This is a genomic window from Martinezella multihospitum, from assembly GCF_900094585.1.
GTDB classification, from domain to species: Bacteria; Pseudomonadota; Alphaproteobacteria; order Rhizobiales; family Rhizobiaceae; genus Rhizobium; species Rhizobium multihospitium.
Window position 1 is genome coordinate 704,788 of sequence record NZ_FMAG01000003.1, and the last position, 20,733, is coordinate 725,520.

At 60.9% G+C, this 20,733-nt stretch carries 16 protein-coding genes and 2 pseudogenes; 12 read left to right on the plus strand and 6 right to left on the minus strand.

The window, feature by feature from the left end; translation table 11 throughout:
* Positions 1-141: 141 nt before the first annotated feature.
* From GA0061103_RS15080 to GA0061103_RS15085, 3 genes and pseudogenes are all read right to left on the minus strand, one after another.
* The gene (locus GA0061103_RS15080) at positions 142-2,094 is read right to left on the minus strand and encodes a peptidoglycan L,D-endopeptidase MepK (RefSeq protein WP_092712399.1); all 1,953 of its coding nucleotides are present in this window, start codon (positions 2,092-2,094) and stop codon (positions 142-144) included.
* A gap of 175 nt (positions 2,095-2,269) precedes the next feature.
* A pseudogene (locus tag GA0061103_RS35655) lies at positions 2,270-2,482 on the minus strand (helix-turn-helix domain-containing protein); the annotation flags it as partial.
* Between the two features lie 116 nt (positions 2,483-2,598).
* Positions 2,599-3,850: pseudogene (locus GA0061103_RS15085) on the minus strand (sigma-54-dependent transcriptional regulator); the annotation flags it as partial.
* A gap of 220 nt (positions 3,851-4,070) precedes the next feature.
* On the opposite strand from GA0061103_RS15085, the gene GA0061103_RS15090 reads away from it, so the two are divergent.
* From GA0061103_RS15090 to hemH, 9 genes are all read left to right on the plus strand, one after another.
* Positions 4,071-5,915, plus strand: a complete 1,845-nt coding sequence (locus GA0061103_RS15090) for a M3 family oligoendopeptidase (RefSeq protein WP_092712403.1) — start codon at positions 4,071-4,073, stop codon at positions 5,913-5,915.
* 277 nt (positions 5,916-6,192) lie between these two features.
* Positions 6,193-7,353 (plus strand): aminodeoxychorismate synthase component I, encoded by a 1,161-nt coding sequence (locus GA0061103_RS15095; RefSeq protein WP_092712404.1) that lies wholly within the window; start codon positions 6,193-6,195, stop codon positions 7,351-7,353.
* Positions 7,338-7,979, plus strand: a complete 642-nt coding sequence (locus GA0061103_RS15100) for an aminotransferase class IV family protein (RefSeq protein WP_092712406.1) — start codon at positions 7,338-7,340, stop codon at positions 7,977-7,979. Before GA0061103_RS15095 ends, GA0061103_RS15100 begins: the two co-directional genes overlap by 16 nt.
* Positions 7,980-7,983: 4 nt before the next feature.
* A complete protein-coding gene (locus GA0061103_RS15105) occupies positions 7,984-8,268 on the plus strand; it encodes a YciI family protein (RefSeq protein WP_092712408.1) in 285 nt (94 codons plus the stop codon).
* A gap of 266 nt (positions 8,269-8,534) precedes the next feature.
* Positions 8,535-9,986, plus strand: a complete 1,452-nt coding sequence (locus tag GA0061103_RS15110) for a homospermidine synthase (protein WP_092712409.1) — start codon at positions 8,535-8,537, stop codon at positions 9,984-9,986.
* A gap of 180 nt (positions 9,987-10,166) precedes the next feature.
* Complete coding sequence (gene omp10, locus GA0061103_RS15115) at positions 10,167-10,556, plus strand: outer membrane lipoprotein Omp10 (RefSeq protein ID WP_092712411.1); 390 nt, start codon at positions 10,167-10,169, stop codon at positions 10,554-10,556.
* Between the two features lie 28 nt (positions 10,557-10,584).
* Complete coding sequence (locus GA0061103_RS15120; RefSeq protein ID WP_092712413.1) at positions 10,585-10,908, plus strand: hypothetical protein; 324 nt, start codon at positions 10,585-10,587, stop codon at positions 10,906-10,908.
* 147 nt (positions 10,909-11,055) lie between these two features.
* Complete coding sequence (locus GA0061103_RS15125; protein WP_092712415.1) at positions 11,056-13,155, plus strand: 5'-nucleotidase C-terminal domain-containing protein; 2,100 nt, start codon at positions 11,056-11,058, stop codon at positions 13,153-13,155.
* A 97-nt stretch (positions 13,156-13,252) separates the two neighbouring features.
* The gene (gene hemH / locus GA0061103_RS15130; protein ID WP_092712417.1) at positions 13,253-14,287 is read left to right on the plus strand and encodes a ferrochelatase; all 1,035 of its coding nucleotides are present in this window, start codon (positions 13,253-13,255) and stop codon (positions 14,285-14,287) included.
* A 33-nt stretch (positions 14,288-14,320) separates the two neighbouring features.
* Here the strand turns inward: hemH and GA0061103_RS15135 are convergent, their stop codons facing one another.
* Positions 14,321-15,229: a S1C family serine protease gene (locus GA0061103_RS15135; protein WP_092712419.1), complete on the minus strand. Its 909-nt coding sequence runs from the start codon at positions 15,227-15,229 to the stop codon at positions 14,321-14,323.
* A 300-nt stretch (positions 15,230-15,529) separates the two neighbouring features.
* Between GA0061103_RS15135 and GA0061103_RS15140 the strand changes: the two genes are divergently transcribed.
* Both GA0061103_RS15140 and GA0061103_RS15145 read left to right on the plus strand, forming a co-directional pair.
* Positions 15,530-16,546: an SPFH domain-containing protein gene (locus tag GA0061103_RS15140; RefSeq protein WP_092712421.1), complete on the plus strand. Its 1,017-nt coding sequence runs from the start codon at positions 15,530-15,532 to the stop codon at positions 16,544-16,546.
* A 1-nt stretch (position 16,547) separates the two neighbouring features.
* Positions 16,548-17,006, plus strand: a complete 459-nt coding sequence (locus GA0061103_RS15145) for an NfeD family protein (RefSeq protein ID WP_092712423.1) — start codon at positions 16,548-16,550, stop codon at positions 17,004-17,006.
* On the opposite strand, the gene GA0061103_RS15150 is transcribed toward GA0061103_RS15145, so the two are convergent.
* Positions 17,007-18,002 carry a KpsF/GutQ family sugar-phosphate isomerase gene (locus GA0061103_RS15150; protein WP_092712425.1) on the minus strand — a complete coding sequence of 332 codons (996 nt, stop codon included), beginning with the start codon at positions 18,000-18,002 and terminating at the stop codon, positions 17,007-17,009. It abuts the gene before it with no gap.
* Positions 18,003-18,199: 197 nt separating this feature from the next.
* Between GA0061103_RS15150 and GA0061103_RS15155 the strand changes: the two genes are divergently transcribed.
* Positions 18,200-19,717: an outer membrane beta-barrel protein gene (locus GA0061103_RS15155; protein WP_092712427.1), complete on the plus strand. Its 1,518-nt coding sequence runs from the start codon at positions 18,200-18,202 to the stop codon at positions 19,715-19,717.
* A gap of 93 nt (positions 19,718-19,810) precedes the next feature.
* On the opposite strand, the gene galU is transcribed toward GA0061103_RS15155, so the two are convergent.
* A complete protein-coding gene (gene galU, locus GA0061103_RS15160) occupies positions 19,811-20,698 on the minus strand; it encodes a UTP--glucose-1-phosphate uridylyltransferase GalU (protein WP_092712429.1) in 888 nt (295 codons plus the stop codon).
* Positions 20,699-20,733: the final 35 nt, after the last annotated feature.

A 20,733-nucleotide genomic window follows, 5' to 3' on the forward strand; every position in this document is an offset into this window, starting at 1 on the left:
GAAAACCGCGCTTCAGCTCAAATTTGCATGCAGCCCGTAGGCCGCGCAAACCGGATTGCGATCGCAAATGGACAGCATCCTGCCGAATCAGAAAGGAGCCCAAACGGGCTCCCTGAAATCACGCTGAAGTTGATGCCTGGCCTATTCGACCGAATTGAACTTCTTCACCTGAAGGAAATTCACTGCACTTCCGCTGAAGCGTTCGGGATCAATCGATGCCGTCTGCACCTTGAAACCATCCGTGTAAACGGCAGTCGGCTGGGCACGGAGCGTCGGGCTCACGAAGCGCGGCGCCTTGACCGGGCGGTTCACAATCTCGACCCGGGCCTTTGCGATCGCCCATTGCGAGATCATCTTCTCCGTCAGCGTCGGCGCAGTCGTCACCGTTGCCCGGCCCGAATCGGCCACGACGGCATCCTGCTTGTTCGGCCGGCCGCCCTTGGTCGCGATACCGGCGGCAATCGGACGTTCCTGCGGCGTTGTCGGCTCGAACCCGTCGTTGAAGCGACGGCTGCTGGCCTTCACCTCGTTGCGGACCGGTGCAAGCGCGGCCACCTGCATCGGCATTTGCTGTGCCGGCCTCTGCTGCGGCAGGACGGCGGCAATTGCCTGCGCCGCATCGTTACCGGCAGCCATGCCGTTGCCTGCAGGCGCCAGTTGATCCTTAGAGGCGACATTGTTCGACGGCTGCATCACCGGAACGGCATTGTTGCCATCCGATCGATCAGGGCGGCTTTGCTCGAGAGCCGCAATGACCGAAGGCGAAAGTGCGCCTGCATCAGCCTGGTCGTCGGCAGCTTCCTGATCGGCATCGGCAGCAGCCAGAAGGCTTTCAGCCACCTCCGGACGCTGCGCCGGCACCGGAACGGCAGCCAGCTGGCCTTTCATATCAGCCTCGGCCGATGCCACTTCGGCATCGCCGGGCGAACGGCGGTCAAGCAGGGCTGGGACGGGCACATGATAGGAGCGAAGGTCGGCATATTGCGGCTGATCGCCCGTATCCGGCATGGCGGCGGCAAGCGCATCCTGCGCCGCGTTACGCGACGGCGAGACGAGAGCGGAAGCCACATCGCTGCCGGCAGGCTGATTGCCAAATGCCGGGCGAACCTGCGGGACAGGCGCGTTTACGCTGGCAACCTGAACCTGGGCCGGAGCCGGAGCGGCACTATCGTCACCATCATCACCGGCAGCCGGAACCGGCTGGCCCTTCCGCGCAACCGAGGCGACAGCCACCGGTGCCGCCGTCGTTCCGCTATCTGCATTGTCCTCTTCCTCATCCGCACCGCCACCACCGAACAGGCGGGCAAAGAAGCCGCGGCGCGGCGAAGAGGAGCTGGCGATCTGGATATCGTCGGACGACATGCGGCGCTTGTAATCGGCAACTGCCTGCTGATAGCCCGGCAGCGGCCGGCCGTCGGCGGGAATATGCATCGTCTTGCCATCCGGGAAGAGGCGGACGAGATCCTGGCGATCCATGCGCGGCCAGGCGCGCACGCCGCCGACATCCATATGCACGAAGGGCGAGCCGGAGGTCGGATAGTAGCCGACACCGCCCACCTGCAGCTTCATGCCGATTTCGCGCAGCTTGGTGAGCTTGACGTCGGGAATATAGAAATCCATCGCGTTGCCGAGCATGTGCTGGCTCTTCTTGGCAACGCCGGTATGGGCGGAGCGCGTGCGCAGCATCTCGTTGGTGCCCGGCGAACGGAAACCGCAGATCACGTAAATGAATTCGTGCGAACCGCTCTCGCGGTAGACTTCCCAGATCAGGTCGAACAGGCGCGGGTTCATCTTCGTCGGCTGATTCTTGCGCCAGTCGCGCAGGATGCGATTCAGCTTCTCCAGGCCGTCCGGATCGAACTTGCCATTGCGCTTGTAGGTGATAACGGCCTTCTCGCCGGTATGGACGTAGTAGATCTTGAGGCTGCGGGTTTCACCGCCTGCCTGAGAGGGAGTGCCGACGAAAACAGGGGTAGAAACGGCCAAAGCAAGGAGGCCAACGGCTACAACCTTGGCCACCTTGCTAAATAGGTTAGAGCACGCAGAATGCCAGCTCAAGCTATTAGGCTTGGTATTTGCACTCAAATTCGGCAATTCGATCCCCGTCCGACAGACAATGTCGCATCGTGTTCCAAATGGCTGTCAATTGCGGTGACACGATGGCAAAAATGCCACACATGGTCGACCCCTTCATACATGGTGAACGATGCACTAACAAGTGCTTTACGACGGGTAACAAAATATGCTTGCCTAAACGTTAAGCTTTCCTTCATGCCGCGTTTTTTTGCGGGTCATCCGGGTCTATGCCGTAGTCTTTCAACTTTCGGTAGAGAGTTGAGCGGCCGATACCGAGCTTTCTCGCGACTTGACTCATCTGCCCACGATAGAATTTGAGGGCAAATCGGATCAATTCCTCCTCGACATCCGCCAGTTTCCTGACATCGCCTGATGTATTCGTGCTGACGATGACATTGTCGGAAGCACCGGCCGATGCATCGGCTGAAGCAAGCGGAGTGGTTGCAGCCGATCCGTGCGAAACCCCGTAAGGGACTCGTTCGCTTCTTTCAGCTGCGAGAAGCTCAGCCGAAGAGGCATGCGAATTATCCACAACCAAGGTCGGATGCTCGGCGGCGAAATAGCCGGGCAGCTGTGCGGCGATCTGCGGGAAATCCGTGTCGAGAAGCTCGGGGCCTTCGGACAGCACGACCGCGCGGAAAACAGCGTTTTCGAGCTGGCGGATATTGCCCGGCCAGTCATAGGCGGTCAGCAGCGCAAGCGCATCGTTGCTGATCCCAAGCGGATGATCGAGCTTCTGCTCCAGTGCAAACCGGTCGGCAAAGGCGCGGGCCAGATGCGGAATATCTTCCTTGCGACGGCGCAGCGCCGGCATGGTGATCGGGAAGACGTTGAGCCGATAGTAGAGATCCTCGCGGAACCGCCCGGCCTTGACCTCTTCGATCAGATCCTTGTTGGTCGCCGAAATCAGCCGGACGTTGACCTTCTGCGCGACGCGCGCGCCCACGGTCTCGATTTCGCCCTGCTGGACGGCACGCAGAAGCTTGACCTGGACTTCAAGCGGCAGGTCGCCGATCTCGTCGAGAAACAGCGTGCCGCCATCGGCTTCCATGAATTTGCCGACATGGCGCTCGGCCGCACCCGTGAACGCGCCCTTCTCATGGCCGAACAGGATGCTTTCGACGAGATTGTGCGGGATCGCACCACAGTTGACGGTCACGAACGGCTTGCCGGCACGGTCGCTGGCAGCCTGGATGGCGCGGGCCACCAGCTCCTTGCCGACGCCGGATTCGCCTTCAAGCACCACCGGGATGTTCGATTGCGCCGCGCGATGGGCGAGATCGATCACCCGCATCATCGCCGGGCTTGCCGAGACGATGTCGTCGAAGGTGATGCTGCTCGAGCGCGACTTGCGCCCGGCGCGGGCCTTCGCCTCGCGCTGGTCGAGCTTCAGAGCATTGGCGATCGAGGCGGCAATGCGCTCCGGCGAAACCGGCTTGACGACGAAATCGAAGGCGCCGGCCCGCATGGCCTGCACCACGGTATCGATGCCGCCCTGCCCGGTCTGCACGATGACGGGCAGGTCGATGCCCATATCGTTCAGCGCGCCCAGGAACTCGATGCCGTTCATTTCCGGCATCATGAGATCGAGCACGATCACATTGATCTGATCGTTGCCACGCTTCAGGAATTCCAGGCCGAGACGGCCATTTTCTGCCAAATGGGCAACGTGTCCGTGCCGCTCGATGGCATTCTTCAGCAGACGGCGTTGAATCGGATCATCCTCAACAACGAGAATCTGCGCGCCCCCCTTGGCGCTATTGTAAACGGTCATTGGTGCCTCACTTCATGCGAAACCTGACGCGAAGATCGCAGAAAGGCTTGAACATGAAGTTTTGCCAAAGCATCGCATTTTAATCATTATGACGAATGTAAAACCGCTTATGATTCAACCTTCGGTGCAGGAAAATCAGGCCTTGCAGCAGGCTTTCCAGCCGAATAGACACGCTACGGATCGGACGATCCGAAAAATAAAAGCAGAGGAAATTTCGCCCATGAGCCCGACCTCGCTCCACTCCCCCATTAATTTCTCGGCAAGCCCGGCGGCCGGCCAGGCGCTTGGAGACCTGCCAGCCTGGAAGCTAAGCGATCTCTATCCTTCCTCCACGTCCCCCGAATTCATCGGAGACATGGAAAAGGCCGGCAAGATGGCCGTCGCCTTCGAAGACAAGTGGAAGGGCAGGCTTACCGAAGCCGCCACCAAGACAGGCGATGCAGGCATCGGCGCAGCCATCAAGGAGTATGAGGCGCTTGACGATATCATGGGTCGCCTCGGCTCGTTTGCCGGGCTCACCTACTTCTCCAACACCATCGATCCGGCCAATGGCAAGCTCTATGGCGATGTGCAGGCAAAGCTGACGGAATACGCCGCGCACCTGCTGTTCTTCCCGCTCGAATTAAACCGCATCGACGATGCTGTCGTTGATGCCTGCATGGCGAACGACCCCGCCGCCGGCCATTATCGCCCGTGGATCGTCGATCTGCGCAAGGACAAGCCGCATCAGCTCGATGACAAGCTCGAGCAGCTGTTCCTGGAAAAATCCATGACGAGTGCCGCCGCCTTCAACCGCCTGTTCGACGAGACGATGGCTGAGCTGCGCTTCGAGATCGACGGCGAGAAGCAGCCGCTGGAAGTCGCCCTGAACATGCTGCAGGACCAGGATCCGGAAGCACGCCGCAAGGCGGCGATGGCGCTTGCCGAAACCTTCAAGGCGAACCTGCGCACCTTCACGCTGATCACCAATACGCTCGCCAAGGACAAGGAAATTGCCGATCGCTGGCGCGGCTTCGAAGATATCGCCGACAGCCGGCATCTGGCCAACCGCGTCGAGCGCGAGGTGGTGGATGCGCTGGCCGCCGCCGTGCGCGAGGCCTATCCGCGTCTCTCGCATCGCTATTACAAGATGAAGGCCAAGTGGCTCGGCATGGACCAGATGAACTTCTGGGACCGCAATGCGCCGCTGCCCGAAACGCCGAATGCGCTGATCCCCTGGAGCGACGCGAAGGATACGGTGCTATCGGCCTATGGCAATTTCGCACCCGAAATGGCCGCCATCGCCAAGCGCTTCTTCGATGAGGGATGGATCGATGCGCCGGTTCGCCCCGGCAAGGCCCCGGGCGCCTTCGCGCATCCGACCGTGCCGTCGGCTCATCCTTACGTGCTGGTCAACTATATGGGCAAGCCGCGCGATGTCATGACGCTGGCGCACGAGCTCGGCCACGGGGTGCATCAGGTGCTGGCCGGCGGCCAGGGCGCGCTGATGTGCCAGACGCCGCTGACCCTGGCTGAAACCGCTTCCGTCTTCGGCGAGATGCTGACCTTCCGCGCGCTGCTCGACAAGACCACCGACAAGCGCGAGCGCAAGGCGATGCTCGCCCAGAAGGTCGAGGACATGATCAATACGGTCGTGCGCCAGATCGCCTTCTATGAATTCGAGCGCAAGGTGCACACTGCCCGCAAGAATGGCGAGCTGACATCGGATAATATTGGCGAGCTGTGGCTCTCGGTGCAGGAGGAGAGCTTAGGCCCGGCGATCAAGATCTCCGAGGGCTACGAGACCTATTGGGCCTATATCCCCCATTTCATCCACTCGCCCTTCTACGTCTATGCCTATGCCTTCGGCGACTGCCTGGTGAACTCGCTCTATGCCGTCTACCGCAATGCTGAAAAGGGCTTCCAGGAGAAGTATTTCGAACTGCTGAAGGCCGGCGGCACCAAGCACCATTCCGAACTTTTGAAGCCTTTCGGCCTCGACGCCACCGATCCGTCGTTCTGGAGCAAGGGTCTGTCGATGATCGAAGGGCTGATCGACGAGCTGGAAGCGTTAGATAAGAACTGAAATTCTGTCTGCTCGCAGGAGCAGGTCAGGCACGTCTGCCATCGCCGCACCCTCGCGCATGGCCCCTCACCCCGACCCTCTCCCCGCCGATGCGGGGAGAGGGAGCAGCGGCAGCAGCCTTCGCATCATTTGGGCACGAATGGCGCGGCAAATGCCGGATCGGTCCCCTCTCCCCGCTTGCGGGGAGAGGGCTAGGGTGAGGGGCCAAGCGCCTAGTTGCGGCGCGCGCAGCCTAGCCTGACAATCAACATAACAAGAACCCGATAGAAATCCGCGCATGGCCGATGCCATACCCTACGTCCTCTTCAGGGACGACAGCACAGGACAGATGATGATCTTTGCCGAGCCGGCCGAGATCATCGTCGCCCATACGCGCGCGCAATTTTTCGATGCCCTTGATCGGATGGAAGAAGCCAGGCGGCAGGGACAATGGCTCGCCGGCTACATGGTGTATGAGGCCGGCCATCTCTTCGAGGAAAAACTCGCACCTTTCGCCGAGGAGAATAGGGAAACGCCCCTGCTCTGCTACGGCGTCTTCGACGGCCCTGCTGCAGCTGACCATCCGCTCGGCCGGCCGGCCCAGCGCGTGGAAAACCAGGAACTGCTGACGGAGCCGAAAGCGGCCTGGAATTTCGAGACTTATAAGGAGCGCTTCGACAGGCTGCACCAGCATCTGCGCCTGGGTGACTGCTATCAGGCAAACCTCACCATGCCGGTCCACGCCCGGTGGACCGGCGATCCCCGCGCTGCCTTCTGGTCGCTGATCGAACGGCAGCCGGTGAAATACGGCGCGCTCGTCGATCTCGGCGGGCCAATCATCCTGTCACGCTCGCCGGAACTCTTCTTTCGCACAGACGAGGATGGCTGGATCGAGACGCATCCGATGAAGGGCACGGCCAGGCGCGGCAAGGATGCTGCCGAAGATGGTGAGATCATCGCAGCCATGCTTGCCGACGAGAAGACGCAGGCCGAAAACCGCATGATCGTCGACCTTTTGCGTAATGACATCTCCCGCATCACCGAAGTCGGCACACTGGATGTGCCGAAGCTCTTCGAAATAGAGACCTACCCAACCCTGCACCAGATGGTCAGCCACGTGCAGGCAAGGCTGCTGCCGGACATGACCATCCGCGACATTCTCGCAGCACTCTTCCCCTGCGGCTCGATCACCGGTGCCCCGAAAATGCGGGCGATGGAAATCCTGCATGAGCTGGAAGATGGCCCCCGCGATGCCTATTGCGGTGCGATCGGCATGATTTCGCCGACGGGTGCCATGCGTTTTTCGGTGGCGATCCGCACGATCTCGCTTTTCGAAGACGGCCGCGCGGTGTTCAATGTCGGCGGAGGCATCGTCTTCGATTCGACGGCGGAAGCGGAATATGAAGAATGCCTCCTCAAGGCGCGCTTCGCCGTGGGGGACCGATGGATCGACCGGTAGAGGATTTTTCCCTGATCGAGACGCTGCGCTACGAGCCGGAAGCCGGCTTCGTGCGTCTGCGCTTGCATCTCGCCCGGCTGCAACGATCCTCCCGCCGCCTCGGCTTTTCCGCGCCGCAGAACGTGCTCGGCAAGCTGGAACAGGCGGTTGCCGGCGCCACCACACCCTTGAGGGTTCGGTTGACGCTGGACCGTCACGGGCAAACAGAAGTAACGACAGCCCCCTTCACCCCACTGCCGCCCGATACCGTCTGGCGCGTCCGCATCGCTGCAACCCGGCTCGATTCCGCCGACAAGCTGCTGCGTGTCAAAACCACTCACCGAGGCGTCTATGAAGCGGCCCGCGCGGAATACCGGGCCGATGAGGCTGACGAAGTGCTGCTCCTCAATGAAAAGGACGAGGTCTGCGAAGGGACGATCACCTCGATCTTCCTCGAGGACGGTCCTGAGACGCTCCGCACCCCACCCATATCAGCGGGACTGCTTGCCGGCGTCCTGCGCACCGAGCTCATCTGCCAGCGCAAGACCCGCGTTGGACGTATCCGGCTCGACGATCTGAAAGATCGCACCCTTTACGTTGGAAACTCCCTGCGCGGCCTGATCCGCGCGCAACTCCTGTGGAATTGATGGAATGTTCATCCTCTCGCTCACCTACCTCAAGGGCAATGACGAAGCCGACAAGCACATGGAGCCACATATGGCCTGGGTGAAGGAAGGCTATGCCAAAGGCTGGTTCCTCGCTTCCGGCCGCAAGGTGCCGCGCACCGGCGGCGTCATCTTCGCCCGCGGCGAGAGGGCCGAACTGGAGGCCTATGTCGCCGCCGATCCCTTCACCATCCACGGCGTCGCCATTTACGAAGTCCAGGAAATCGCCCTGACCACCGTTACCGGCGGATTGGAAAGCCTGAAGGCCTAAGCGGCGGAAGGCGCTTGCCTTCCGCTCCATTCCGTTTATGTCAGCGAAAACCAACCTTGAGAGCAACAAACTCGTCGCATATGGCGTGTATGTTGGCCTCGACTTGACTTTGCCCGGCTAACCCTGAACAGCTCTTTATTGTGACATCAAATTATGATTAGAGCCGCTCACCCCGCGTTTTCGCGCAAACTCTGCCAGCGCTTTCGCGCAAACTCTAACTAGATTTCGTGAACCGAACGGCGTCCTGCCTTTCGAAGGAGAAAAGAATGACGAAACACAACTATCCGGTATATGCCGAAATTACCGGTCCGATCGTGATGATCGGCTTTGGCTCCATTGGCCGTGGCACCCTGCCCCTGATCGAGCGCCATTTCAAATTCGACAAGAGCCGGATGGTCGTCATCGACCCGCGTGAAGAGCCAGCCGATATGGAAATTCTGGCAAAGCACGGCGTTCGTCATATCAAGGAATATGTCACCAAGGACAATTACAAGGATCTGCTGAAGCCGCTCCTGACGGAAGGCGGCGGCCAGGGCTTCTGCGTCAACCTCTCGGTCGACACCGGTTCGCTCGACCTGGTCAAGCTGTGCCGCAAGCTCGACGTGCTCTATATCGACACCGTCGTAGAACCTTGGCTCGGCTTCTATTTCGACAAGAACCTGAAGAATGCCGACCGCACCAACTATGCCCTGCGCGAAACCATGCGCAAGGAGAAGGAAAAGAATCCGGGCGGTTCGACCGCCGTTTCCACCTGCGGCGCCAACCCGGGCATGGTCTCCTGGTTCGTCAAGCAGGCGCTCGTCAACCTCGCCAAGGATATCGGCCTGAAGTTCGATGAGCCGGATCAGCATGACCGCGAGGGCTGGGCCAAGCTGATGAAGAAGGTCGGCGTCAAGGGCGTGCATATTGCCGAACGCGACACGCAGCGCACCAAGCATCCAAAGCCGCTCAACGTCTTCTGGAACACCTGGTCGGTCGAAGGCTTCATCTCTGAAGGCCTGCAGCCGGCCGAGCTCGGCTGGGGCACCCACGAAGAATGGATGCCGAAGAATGCCAAGAAGCACAAGAAGGGCTGCAAGGCCGCCATCTATCTGGAACAGCCGGGCGCCAACACCCGCGTCCGTACCTGGTGCCCGACCCCCGGCCCGCAATACGGCTTCCTGGTGACCCACAACGAGTCGATCTCGATCGCCGACTATTTCACCGTGCGCGACAAGGACGGCGAAGTCACCTTCCGTCCGACCTGCCACTACGCCTATCATCCGGCCAACGACGCCGTGCTTTCGCTGCATGAGATGTTCGGCAACGGCGGCACGCCGCAGCCGGTTCATCACGTTCTCGACGAGGACGAGCTGGAAGACGGCATCGACGAACTCGGCGTGCTGCTCTACGGCCATGCCAAGAATGCCTATTGGTACGGCTCGCGCCTGTCTCTCGAAGAGACGCGCCGCATCGCTCCCTACCAGAACGCCACCGGTCTGCAGGTAACCTCTGCAGTTCTCGCCGGCATGGTCTGGGCGCTGGAAAACCCGAAGGCAGGCATCGTCGAAGCCGACGAGATCGACTACAAGCGCTGCCTCGAAGTTCAGCTGCCCTATCTCGGCCCGGTCGAAGGTCACTATACCGACTGGACCCCGCTCGATGGTCGCCCGGGCCTGTTCCCGGAAGACATCGACACCAAGGATCCCTGGCAGTTCCGGAACATTCTGGTTCGCTAAGAGTATAGCATCAGCTTGATGCAAGACCCGAATGCCCGCACAGGTCGTGCGGGCATTTTTGTTACGCAAGCCAGATAAATCAAGCAGATCGCCTGTGACGTCTTGCTTTAGTTCGAGGGTCGCGCCATCTTCCTTGCAACCAGTACGCCTTTAGACCGCCCCTATTCGCGGGAGATATTTATGAAGATGAGAACCGTTCTTGCCCTCGTTGCTGCCTCGGCAACTCTATCTGCTTGCGTCGATTTCGGCGGCTCCAGACCGCCGCCGATGACGATGAACCCGGGCGGCGGCCAGCCGCGCACGAATTCCGTGGAAGGCAGCTGGGCCGATTCGAACGGGTTGAGCTCGACATTCAACGGCGGCCGCTTCGAAACGCATACGACGGACGGCACCAACCAGCAGATGGCATCCGGAACCTATACGACCGACCCGTCGGGCGTGATCCAGATCAACCTCTATTCGAACATCAAGCGCACATCCTCGAAGGTGAATTGCTTCCTGGCCAATCCCAGCCAGCTCAATTGCACCTCCGAAACCGGTGGGCACTTCTCGCTCAATCGTCAGGGCTGATAAAGGCCTGATGGACGGATAAGGCATCATGCGCGGAATGCTGATCCTCTATCTGGCACTGATCGCAGCATTGCCCGTCGCTGTTCTGGCGACGGTCCTTCCCGTCAACAGCTACCGGGCCCAGGGCATCGAGGCTCTCGATTGCGACGGCCCGGCGAGCGTTCTCCTTTTCGCCGTGCCGGTTTTGCTCTTCTACGGCGCCAGCGCCATTCTGCTCTACCGAAAGCGGAATCGACATCTTCATCTTGTCACCTCCCTCTGCTGTGCGCTCGTCTTCTGCTCCGTCGGCTGGAATGCCGCTGCGGCGCTGCGCGAATCCTACGGCGCAGCCTCCGTTGAGGCATGTGCCTGATTTGGCACCGCATTGTGTGGCTTTGTAAAATCCTAATGAAGCCAACAGCTTTTGCTTGCACTCGCTTGCCCGGGATGAAAACATTGCCACGGGGGGCCGCCTTGGGGCACAGGCGGGCCGGATTGCAATGACCAACAGGAGAGACAGATGAAGCAGCCCTTCGGAGTGGGTCTTTTGGCCGCCACGCTGCTGGCGCTGAGCAGCAGCGCCGCCTTCGCGGACTATCAGCTCAACATCCTGCACTTCAACGATTTCCATTCTCGCGTCGAATCGATCAACAAGTTCGATGCCACCTGCTCTGCGGCCGAGGAAGCCAAGAACGAGTGCTTCGGCGGCGCCGCGCGGTTGAAGGCTGCCGTCGACCAGAGGCGCGCAGCGCTCGCTGGCCAGAACGTAGTCGTCCTCGACGCCGGCGACAATTTCCAGGGCTCCCTGTTCTACACGACCTACAAGGGTGCGGCCGAAGTCGAATTCCTCAACGACATGAAGATCGACGCCATGACGGTCGGCAATCACGAGTTCGACGATGGCGAAGGCCCGCTGGCCGCCCTTCTCGACAAGGCGCAATTTCCGGTCGTAACCGCCAATCTGGTGGTCGACGACCAATCGAAGCTCGGCAACCGCATCAAGAAGTCGATCGTGCTCGATATCGGCGGCCAGAAGATCGGCATCGTCGGTGCGGTAACCACCGAAACGCCTGAACTCGCCTCTCCCGGCCCGCATGTGAAGATCACCGACGATGCCGCCGCCATTAGCGCCGAAGTCGATGCGCTGAAATCGCAAGGCATCAACAAGATCATCGCGCTCACCCATGTCGGCTATCCGCGCGATGTCGAGAAGATCGCCAAGATCGCCGGTGTCAGCGTCGTCGTCGGCGGCCACTCGCATACGCTCCTGTCGAATACCGATCCGAAGGCGGCCGGCCCCTATCCGACCATGGTCGACAATCCGGCGGGCTATAAGGTCCCCGTCGTCCAGGCCGCATCCTATAGCAAATATCTCGGCGATCTCGTCGTCACCTTCGACGACAACGGCGCCGTCAAGGATGCCAAGGGCGATCCGATCCTGCTCGATTCCTCGATCAAGCCCGATCCGGCAATCGCCGCCCGCGTGCAGGAAATGGCCAAGCCGATCGAGGAACTGCGCAAGAAGGTCATCGGCAATTCGCAAGGGCCGATTGAGGGCGCGCGTGAAATCTGCCGTGTTCAGGAATGCTCGATGGGCAATCTTGTCGCCGATGCGATGCTTGACCGCACCAAGGCGCAGGGCATCTCCATCGCCATCCAGAACGGCGGCGGCCTGCGCGCCTCCATCGGCGCCGGCGATGTCAGCATGGGCGATGTCCTGACTGTGCTGCCCTTCCAGAACACGGTCGCAACCTTCCAGCTGACCGGCGCGGACGTGAAAGCCGCACTCGAAAACGGCCTCAGCCAGATCGATGACGGCGCCGGCCGCTTCCCGCAAGTTGCTGGCCTCAAATACAGCTTCGACAAATCGAAGCCGCCAGGCAGCCGCCTCGTCTCCGTCGACGTGCAGGAAGGCACCGAATTCAAGCCGATCGACCCCGAAAAAACCTACGGCGTCGTCAGCAACAACTACATGCGCGCCGGCGGCGACGGCTACACCGTCTTCGCAAAGGATGGCAAGAACGCCTACGATTTCGGCCCCAATCTGGAATCGGTGGTCGCCGATTATCTTGGCGCGCACAATCCTTATAAGCCCTATACGGACGGCCGCATAACCCAGGTAGCCGCGGCAGCGCCAGCTGCGCAGCCGGAACCCGCAAAGCCCGCCGATACCTCGCAGACAGCACCGGAGCAGAAGCCGGCAGCAGCTGCTACCGATAGCGGCGGCGCCTCATCCACGACCACACCGCCAGCCTCTTCTCCCCCAGCTGTGACGATACCAAGCACGACGATGCCGGCAAACCCGTCCGTAACACCATCCGCTCCGGCAAAATCGGATCCGGCAGCCTCGACACCCGCCACATCGGCTCCAGCGGCGGAAACCCCGGCTGCTTCCGCACCTGCCGCCACGGCTCCGGCAACAGCGGCGCCGGAAGCTAAGGTCGGCGAACCGCCAAAGACACCGACAACCCACGTCGTCGTCGCCGGCGACACGCTCTGGGATCTTGCCAAGATCTATTACGGCGATGCCAAGCAATGGCACAAACTCGTGGCCGCCAATCGCAACATCAAGCCACACCACCTGACGGTCGGCGAAAAGTTGAGGGTTCCGGCCAAGTAAGGACGATTTGTCTCGTATGAGAGGGCCGGTCCGGGCTTTCCCGGACCGGCTTTTGTTCTTATGTGAAGTGCTTCGTATCTTGAGAGGAATTCAATCGATGACAGCAGACCTGACCACGCTTTCGCCCGATCACCCCAGCGTGAAATACGGCAAGGTCGGCGTGCTGCTCATCAATTTGGGAACGCCTGATGGCACCGACTACTCCTCGATGCGCCGTTACCTGCGCGAATTCCTGACAGACCGCCGCGTCATCGAATGGTCGCGCTGGAAATGGTATCCGATCCTGTTCGGCATCGTGCTCAACACTCGTCCGGGGAAAGTCGGCAAGGCTTATGCGACGATCTGGAACAAGGAGAAGGACGAAAGCTATCTGCGCACCTATACCCGCAACCAGTCCGACCTGATGGCCGAGCGGCTGCGCGACCTGCCCAACGTCAAGGTCGACTGGGCCATGCGCTACGGCCAGCCCTCGATCGCCGATCGCATCCAGGCGCTGAAGGACGATGGCTGCGAGCGCATCGTGCTCTTTCCGCTCTATCCGCAATATGCGGCCGCAACGACGGCGACGGTCAACGACAAGGCGTTCGAGAAGCTCCAGAAGATGCGCTGGCAGCCGGCGATCCGCACTGTCCCGCAATATCACGACGACGAGACCTATATCGAGGCGCTAGCCAATTCCGTCACCCGGCACCTTGCGACGCTCGACTGGCAGCCCGAAAAGATCATCGCCTCCTTCCACGGCATACCGATGTCCTATTTCAAGCTGGGCGATCCCTATTACTGTTTCTGTCAGAAGACGGGCCGCCTACTACGGGAGAAACTTGGGCTCTCCGAAGACCAGTTCATGGTCACGTTCCAATCGCGCTTCGGCCCGGAGGAATGGTTGCAGCCTTATACCGACAAGACTGTGGAGCAGCTCGCCAAGGATGGCACCAAGCGAATTGCCGTACTCAATCCTGGCTTCGTCTCGGACTGCCTCGAGACGCTGGAAGAGATCGCCGAACAGGCTGCTGAATCCTTCCATCACAATGGCGGCGACAAATTCACTCACATTCCCTGTCTCAACGACAGCGAAGACGGCATGAATGTGCTGGAAAAGGTCGTGCGGCGGGAGCTGCTCGGCTGGGCGTGAGAGACCGCCGGCAGCGATGCCGGCGACACAGCTCTATTGCAGCTGCGGCTTTCTGAGGAAGCTGCCGCGGTCGGCGGATTTGACGCGCAGCCAGGCCTCGCGGCCGTCGCGCAAGACGCGCATGGGGATCTCGGATCCCGCCGGACCACTCTCCCAGATCTTGCGGTAGAAATCGGCGAGCCCATCGACTTCGCCATCCCGGATTTCCGAAATGACATCGCCGCGGCGCAAGCCCGCCTTGGCGGCCGGGCCGCCCTCGGTGACGCTCATGACGACCACTTCGCCATTGCTTTCGGCGGAGAAGGCGCCGAGCCAGGGCCGCGGCGGCTTGTTGACATGACCGCGCTTGATCAGATCGTCCAGGATCGGCATCAAAAGGTTGATCGGCACGATCATATTGATATCGGCGCTGTCGCCATTCTGGGTCGCCATCTGCAGATGCAGCGAGCCGATGCCGAGAAGCTTGCCATCCTCGTCGACAAGCGCTGCTCCCCCCCAGGACGGATGGGCTGGCGCGGTGAAAATCGCCTCGTCGAGCAGATATTCCCAATAGCCGGCGAATTCCTGCTTGGCGACGATCTTCGCCTCGACAAACTGGCCGATCCCGTCAGCGATGACGACCTCATCACCGATCTCGGCCTTGTTGGTATCGCCGAATTCGAGGGCGGGCACATCGAGAGGCCCGAGCGCCTGCACGAGGCCGAACCCCGTCTCCTGATCGTAGGCAAGCGCATGACCGGGCACGACGCGACCGCTATTGGTGGTGAGCCAGACCTCGTCGGCTTCGGTAATGAGATAACCGATCGTCAGTACCAGGCCGTTTCCGCGAATGACAACGCCACTGCCCTCCCTGCGGGTGCCGAGCGTTGCCGCAGTGAAGGCGTCTTCCGGAATTGAGGCGTGCACGGCCACAACCGACCGCAAGGTCCTATCTAAGTTCATAGCTTCACCCTGATGATGCGCAATGGCTAGGCCCGAAAAGCTGCATGGCAGCGGAGCCGGAAATCTCCATATAAAGTATGAATATCAATCGCCGGGCGCAAGACCCGGACGGCGATTGGTTGACCTGCGCCATAGTAAAACGCCTGATCTAGCCCCATTCCTCCCTTGCTGAGAACATGCTAACCCACCACATCAGATTGAGCTGCCGCCTCATGAGCTCGACCGAGCATAGTGAGGCCGAACGGTAGCGGTTTACGCGACGCGAACCTGCTCAGGCAGGCGCGTCCATGGAGGAGTTCGATGGTCGTCGGTGGTTTCAGTATCGTCGTGATTGCCGTGGTGGTCTTGGTCATCCTGGTGCTGTTCGCAGGCATCAAGACCGTACCGCAGGGCTATCGGTACACAGTCCAGCGCTTCGGCCGCTACATCCGCACGCTGGAACCAGGACTCAATCTGATCGTACCCTTCATCGAAACGATCGGCGTGCGGATGAACGTGATGGAGCAGGTGTTGGCGGTGCCGACCCAGGAGGTCATCACCAAGGATAATGCGAGCGTCTCTGCCGATGCGGTGGCATTCTTTCAAGTATTGAATGCGGCGCAGGCTGCCTATCAGATCACCAATCTCGAAACCGCGATCCTCAACCTCACCAAGACCAACATCCGTTCGGTCATGGGGTCGATGGATCTTGATGAACTTCTGTCGAACCGTGACGCCATCAATGAGCGCCTGCTGCGCGTCGTCGATGAGGCGGTTGAACCCTGGGGCATCAAGGTGACGCGCGTCGAAATAAAGGATATCCAGCCGCCGAAGGATCTTGTTGACGCCATGGGCCGGCAGATGAAGGCCGAGCGCGAAAAGCGTGCCCAGGTGCTGGAAGCGGAAGGCCTGCGCAACGCGCAGATCCTGCGTGCCGAAGGCGCCAAACAGGCGGCCGTGCTGCAGGCCGAAGGCCAGCGCGAGGCAGCCTTCCGCAATGCAGAAGCACGCGAACGCCTGGCCGAGGCCGAAGCCAAGGCGACCCGCGTGGTGTCCGAAGCGATTGCCGAGGGCAATGTGCAGGCGATCAACTACTTCGTTGCCCAGAAATACACCGAAGCCCTGACCGCGATCGGCTCCGCCAGCAATTCGAAGATTGTCCTCATGCCGGTGGAGGCGAGCTCCATCATCGGTTCGCTCGGCGGTATCGGCGCCATTGCTCGCGAAGTCTTCGGCGATAATGGTGACGGCAGCGGCACGCCGCAACCGCCCCGTCCGCGCGCTGGCCCCGCACGCACCACGCCGTCAATCAATCCACTGCCGCCGAAGGAGAGCTGAGATGTTCGACAATCTCATCGTCGAACTCGGCCCCTGGAGCTGGTGGCTCGTGGGTCTGGTGCTGCTTGCCGCCGAATTGATCCTCCCAGGCTTCTTCTTGGTCTGGATCGGACTTGCCGGCATCATCGTCGGAGCCTTGTCGCTTCTCTTCTGGGAAAACACCTTCTGGGTCTGGCAGGTGCAGGGGCTCATCTTCGCTGCCACCGCCGTCATCGTTACCCTTATCGGACGCCGCTACCTCTACAACAACAACCAGGTCACCGACGAACCGTTCCTGAACCAGCGCGGCGCCAGCCTGGTCGGGCGCACGGCAACGCTTGACCAGCCGATCGCCGAAGGCCGCGGGCGCATTCGCCTCAATGATACCTATTGGACCGTCAGCGGGCCGGACCTGCCGGTTGGTACGCGCGTCAAAGTGGTCGCCAGCAACGGCCGCGACCTTACGGTCGAACCGGTCTGATCAGGCAACGCCGATCCGCAGCAGGTCGTGGAAATGCACGACACCGATCGGCCGACGCGCTTCATCGATGACCATGAGCGCCGAGATATTGTGACGGTTGAGTACGGCCATGGCGCTCGTCGCCAGCGTCGTTTCTTTCACCGTCTTCGGGTTGCGGGTCATTACCTCGTCGACGAGCATCTCTGCGAGGCTGGTGCCGAGGTTGCGGGCGATATCGCCATCCGTCACGATGCCGCACAGGCAGCCATCGTCATCGATCACGCCGACACAGCCGAAACGCATCTTCGATAGCGTCATCGCTGCCTCGGGCATGCCGGTGCCGAGCTTGACCAGCGGCACGCGATCGCCCTTGTGCATGATATCGGCAACGTGCGAGAGGCTGGCGCCCAGCTTGCCGCCAGGATGGAAGGTGCGGAAATCTTCGGCCGTAAAGCCGCGCGCCTCAAGCAGGGCAACGGTCAGGGCATCGCCGATCGCAAGCTGCAGCAGCGTCGATGTCGTCGGCGCCAGACCATGCGGGCAGGCCTCCTGCTCCTTAGGGAGCAGCAGCACGACATCAGATTCGCGAGCAAGCGTCGAAGTTTCGCCGGCGGTGATCGCAATCATCGGGATCGAGAAACGGCGGGAATAGCTGATGATGCCGCGCAGCTCGGCGCTTTCGCCGCCCCAGGAGATGGCGATGATGACGTCAGCCTGCGTGATCATGCCGAGATCGCCGTGATTGGCTTCGACGGGATGCACGAAGAAAGCCGGCGTACCCGTGGAAGCCAGGCTTGCGGCGAGCTTGTTGCCGATATGGCCGCTCTTGCCGACACCTGTGATGACGACACGGCCGCTGATATCGCCGATGAGCTCGACAGCGCGGCTGAAGGGCTCGGCCAGACCATTGGTCAGTGCGCGTTCCAGCGCTTCCATGCCCCGTCTCTCGGTCTCGATCGTTCGCATCGCGGATTCGATCGCACCGTTCTCGATGAGTCTTACAGCTCTCTTATTCATGAGCGAGGCCTAACGCTTTTCTGCAAATCTGTCCACCAAAGATCGACTTTTGGCGATGCGACAGCCTGCAACGCCTTCCCGACAAATATTGTCGAACCCTTTCTTGTCGCCATCGCTTGGCAACCAAGCGTTAACCACGCGGCTTTACACTTGGGTAAGAATTTAGGTCATTTCCAGCAGGGTCAGATATAAACAACATGGGCATCGGCAAGGACAAGGCGGGTCATGGTGCCTTCCGGCTGGCGGCATGGGCGACCTCCGCCGTGCTCGGCTGGGGTATCGCATTTACCGCACCGCTGCCGGTCAACGCGCAATCCTTGCCATCCGACCAGAACCTCGACGATACCTTGCCTGCCTCGACGTCGGCATCCCCGACCGATCCAAATGCCGCGCCCGCTACCAACAGCCAGACGGCCGCGCCGGCAAACCAGGCATCGGCCTCCAGCGACGCACCATTGAACGCACCGCTGCGCCTCACCGGCATCGACCCCACAACCACGGGCTCGACGCTGGATAACGATCTGCGCCGCGTGAACCTGCGGGAATCCGCCGTCGACGGTCTGAAGGCCCGCCAGTATCCGGATCGAGCAGATGCCCAAGGCATACCGCTCGGCACCTTCACCCTGCGCCCTTCGGTCAACCAGTCGGTCAATATCGAGCGGGATCGCACCGGTGACGTCAAGGACAACCGCACCTTCCTGCAGACCGATCTGCGCAGCACCCTGACATCGGACTGGGATCGCCACGCCCTGACCATCACCGGCGAAGGCGTGTGGCAGAGGAACATCGGCGGCACGGGCGAAGAAAAGCCGACGGTCAATCTGAATGCCGACCTGCGGCTGGATCTTCCCGCCGACACGACCGCGCATGTCACCGCCGGCTATCAATTCTACCGTGAGGACACGAGTGATCCCAATGCGATCGCCGGCGCCTCGAAGCAATCCGCCGTCAACCAATACACGGCCGGGCTCTCGCTGGAACGCGATTTCGGCCTGCTGCGCGGCACGACGGCCGTGGCGCTGACACGCAGCGTCTATTCCGACGCCGTGCTTTCGGATGGGACGACGGTCACCCTCAGCGATCGCAACCAGACGGCAGGAACGTGGCGCGGCCGTATCGGCTACGAGCTATCGCCCGCCATCATCCCCTTCGTCGAAGTCACCCTCGGTCGCGCCGTCTACGATGAGACGCGCGACAGCAACGGTTATGCCCGCTCGAACCAGAGCTATGGCGGCAAGGGCGGCGTCGAAGTCGACCTCGGTGAGAAATTCAAGGGTGAGCTTGGCTTCGGCTACCAGCACACGGAGTTCGACGATTCGCGCCTGGGCTCGGTCGACTCGCCGACGATCGACGGCAGCCTCGCCTGGTCGCCGCAGCGCGGCACCGATATCAGCGTCGGCCTTTCGACCACTGTCCAGCCCTCCACGACGGCCGGCCTCAGCGGCTACACCGCTTATCAGCTCACGAGCGCCATAAGCCATCAGCTGCGCGACGACCTCACCGCCAAGCTGACGGGAGGCCCGACCTGGCGCAATTACCCCTCCAATGGCAGCGCCGCCGACGAAATCGAATACGACGCCGCTTTCGGATTAACCTGGGGGATCAACCGCTACCTCGATCTCACCAGCAATGTCGGCTATCAGCTGACCACCAGAGATGTCGGCGACAGCACCCGGCAGTTCCAGGCTGGCCTCGGTTTGACGGTAAAACGCTAAACACCGCCTTCGCTTAAATCTGAGCCGCCCGCTCAAATGAATTGAGGCCCGGCATATGCCAGGCCTCAAGATTTTCTCCAAAAGGTCGAACCCTTATTTCAGGGCCGAAATCAACGCCTTGAACTCGTCCTCGATGGTCGGGCGAATATCATCACGCGCCAAGGCGAAGGCGACGTTGGCGAGGATGAAACCATCCTTTGCGCCACAGTCGAAAGTCTGGCCCTGGAAGTGATAGCCGGCGAAATCCTGTGTCTTGGCAAGCTTCAGCATGCCGTCCGTCAGCTGGATCTCGTTGCCGGCGCCGCGTTCCTGGCTTTCCAGGATGCGGAAGATTTCCGGCTGCAGGATGTAGCGGCCGTTGATGAAGAAATTGGAGGGAGCCGTGCCCTTGGCCGGCTTTTCGACCATCTCCGTGATGCGGAAGCCGCTGCCGATCGTCTCGCCGACGCCGACGATACCGTATTTATGGGTCTGATCGGGCGCGCATTCCTCGACGGCGATGACGTTGCCGCCGCTGTGCTCGTAAAGCTCGATCATGCCCTTCATGCAGCCCTTTTCGGCGCGCATGACCATGTCGGGCAAAAGCAGCGCAAACGGCTCGTCGCCGACGATCTCGCGGGCACACCAGACGGCATGGCCAAGGCCGAGCGGCTCCTGCTGGCGCGTGAAGCTCGCCGTGCCGGCCTTCGGCAGCAGGCCGTTCAGCAGCGACAGTTCGGCGTTCTTGTTGCGCTGGCGCAGCGTCTGCTCAAGCTCGAACTGAATATCGAAATAATCTTCGATGACGTGCTTGCTACGGCCCGTGACGAACACGAAATGCTCGATGCCCGCTTCCATCGCCTCGTCGACGACATACTGGATCACCGGCTTGTCCACGACGGTCAGCATCTCCTTCGGCACCGCCTTGGTCGCCGGCAAGAACCGCGTCCCTAGTCCGGCAACCGGAAATACTGCCTTACGAACCTTCTTATGCTGTCCCACTCATACCTCCTGGGCATTAAATCAGTTGGCACCAA

What these genes read in the sequence shown, in the direction of transcription:
- GA0061103_RS15090 (WP_092712403.1), top strand. Translation starts at nt 4,071, where the DNA reads ATGAGCCCGACCTCGCTCCACTCCCCCATTAATTTCTCGGCAAGCCCG.
- GA0061103_RS15095 (WP_092712404.1), top strand. Translation starts at nt 6,193, where the DNA reads ATGGCCGATGCCATACCCTACGTCCTCTTCAGGGACGACAGCACAGGA.
- GA0061103_RS15100 (WP_092712406.1), top strand. Translation starts at nt 7,338, where the DNA reads ATGGATCGACCGGTAGAGGATTTTTCCCTGATCGAGACGCTGCGCTAC.
- GA0061103_RS15105 (WP_092712408.1), top strand. Translation starts at nt 7,984, where the DNA reads ATGTTCATCCTCTCGCTCACCTACCTCAAGGGCAATGACGAAGCCGAC.
- GA0061103_RS15110 (WP_092712409.1), top strand. Translation starts at nt 8,535, where the DNA reads ATGACGAAACACAACTATCCGGTATATGCCGAAATTACCGGTCCGATC.
- omp10 (WP_092712411.1), top strand. Translation starts at nt 10,167, where the DNA reads ATGAAGATGAGAACCGTTCTTGCCCTCGTTGCTGCCTCGGCAACTCTA.
- GA0061103_RS15120 (WP_092712413.1), top strand. Translation starts at nt 10,585, where the DNA reads ATGCGCGGAATGCTGATCCTCTATCTGGCACTGATCGCAGCATTGCCC.
- GA0061103_RS15125 (WP_092712415.1), top strand. Translation starts at nt 11,056, where the DNA reads ATGAAGCAGCCCTTCGGAGTGGGTCTTTTGGCCGCCACGCTGCTGGCG.
- hemH (WP_092712417.1), top strand. Translation starts at nt 13,253, where the DNA reads ATGACAGCAGACCTGACCACGCTTTCGCCCGATCACCCCAGCGTGAAA.
- GA0061103_RS15135 (WP_092712419.1), bottom strand. Translation starts at nt 15,229, where the DNA reads ATGAACTTAGATAGGACCTTGCGGTCGGTTGTGGCCGTGCACGCCTCA.
- GA0061103_RS15140 (WP_092712421.1), top strand. Translation starts at nt 15,530, where the DNA reads ATGGTCGTCGGTGGTTTCAGTATCGTCGTGATTGCCGTGGTGGTCTTG.
- GA0061103_RS15145 (WP_092712423.1), top strand. Translation starts at nt 16,548, where the DNA reads ATGTTCGACAATCTCATCGTCGAACTCGGCCCCTGGAGCTGGTGGCTC.
- GA0061103_RS15150 (WP_092712425.1), bottom strand. Translation starts at nt 18,002, where the DNA reads ATGAATAAGAGAGCTGTAAGACTCATCGAGAACGGTGCGATCGAATCC.
- GA0061103_RS15155 (WP_092712427.1), top strand. Translation starts at nt 18,200, where the DNA reads ATGGGCATCGGCAAGGACAAGGCGGGTCATGGTGCCTTCCGGCTGGCG.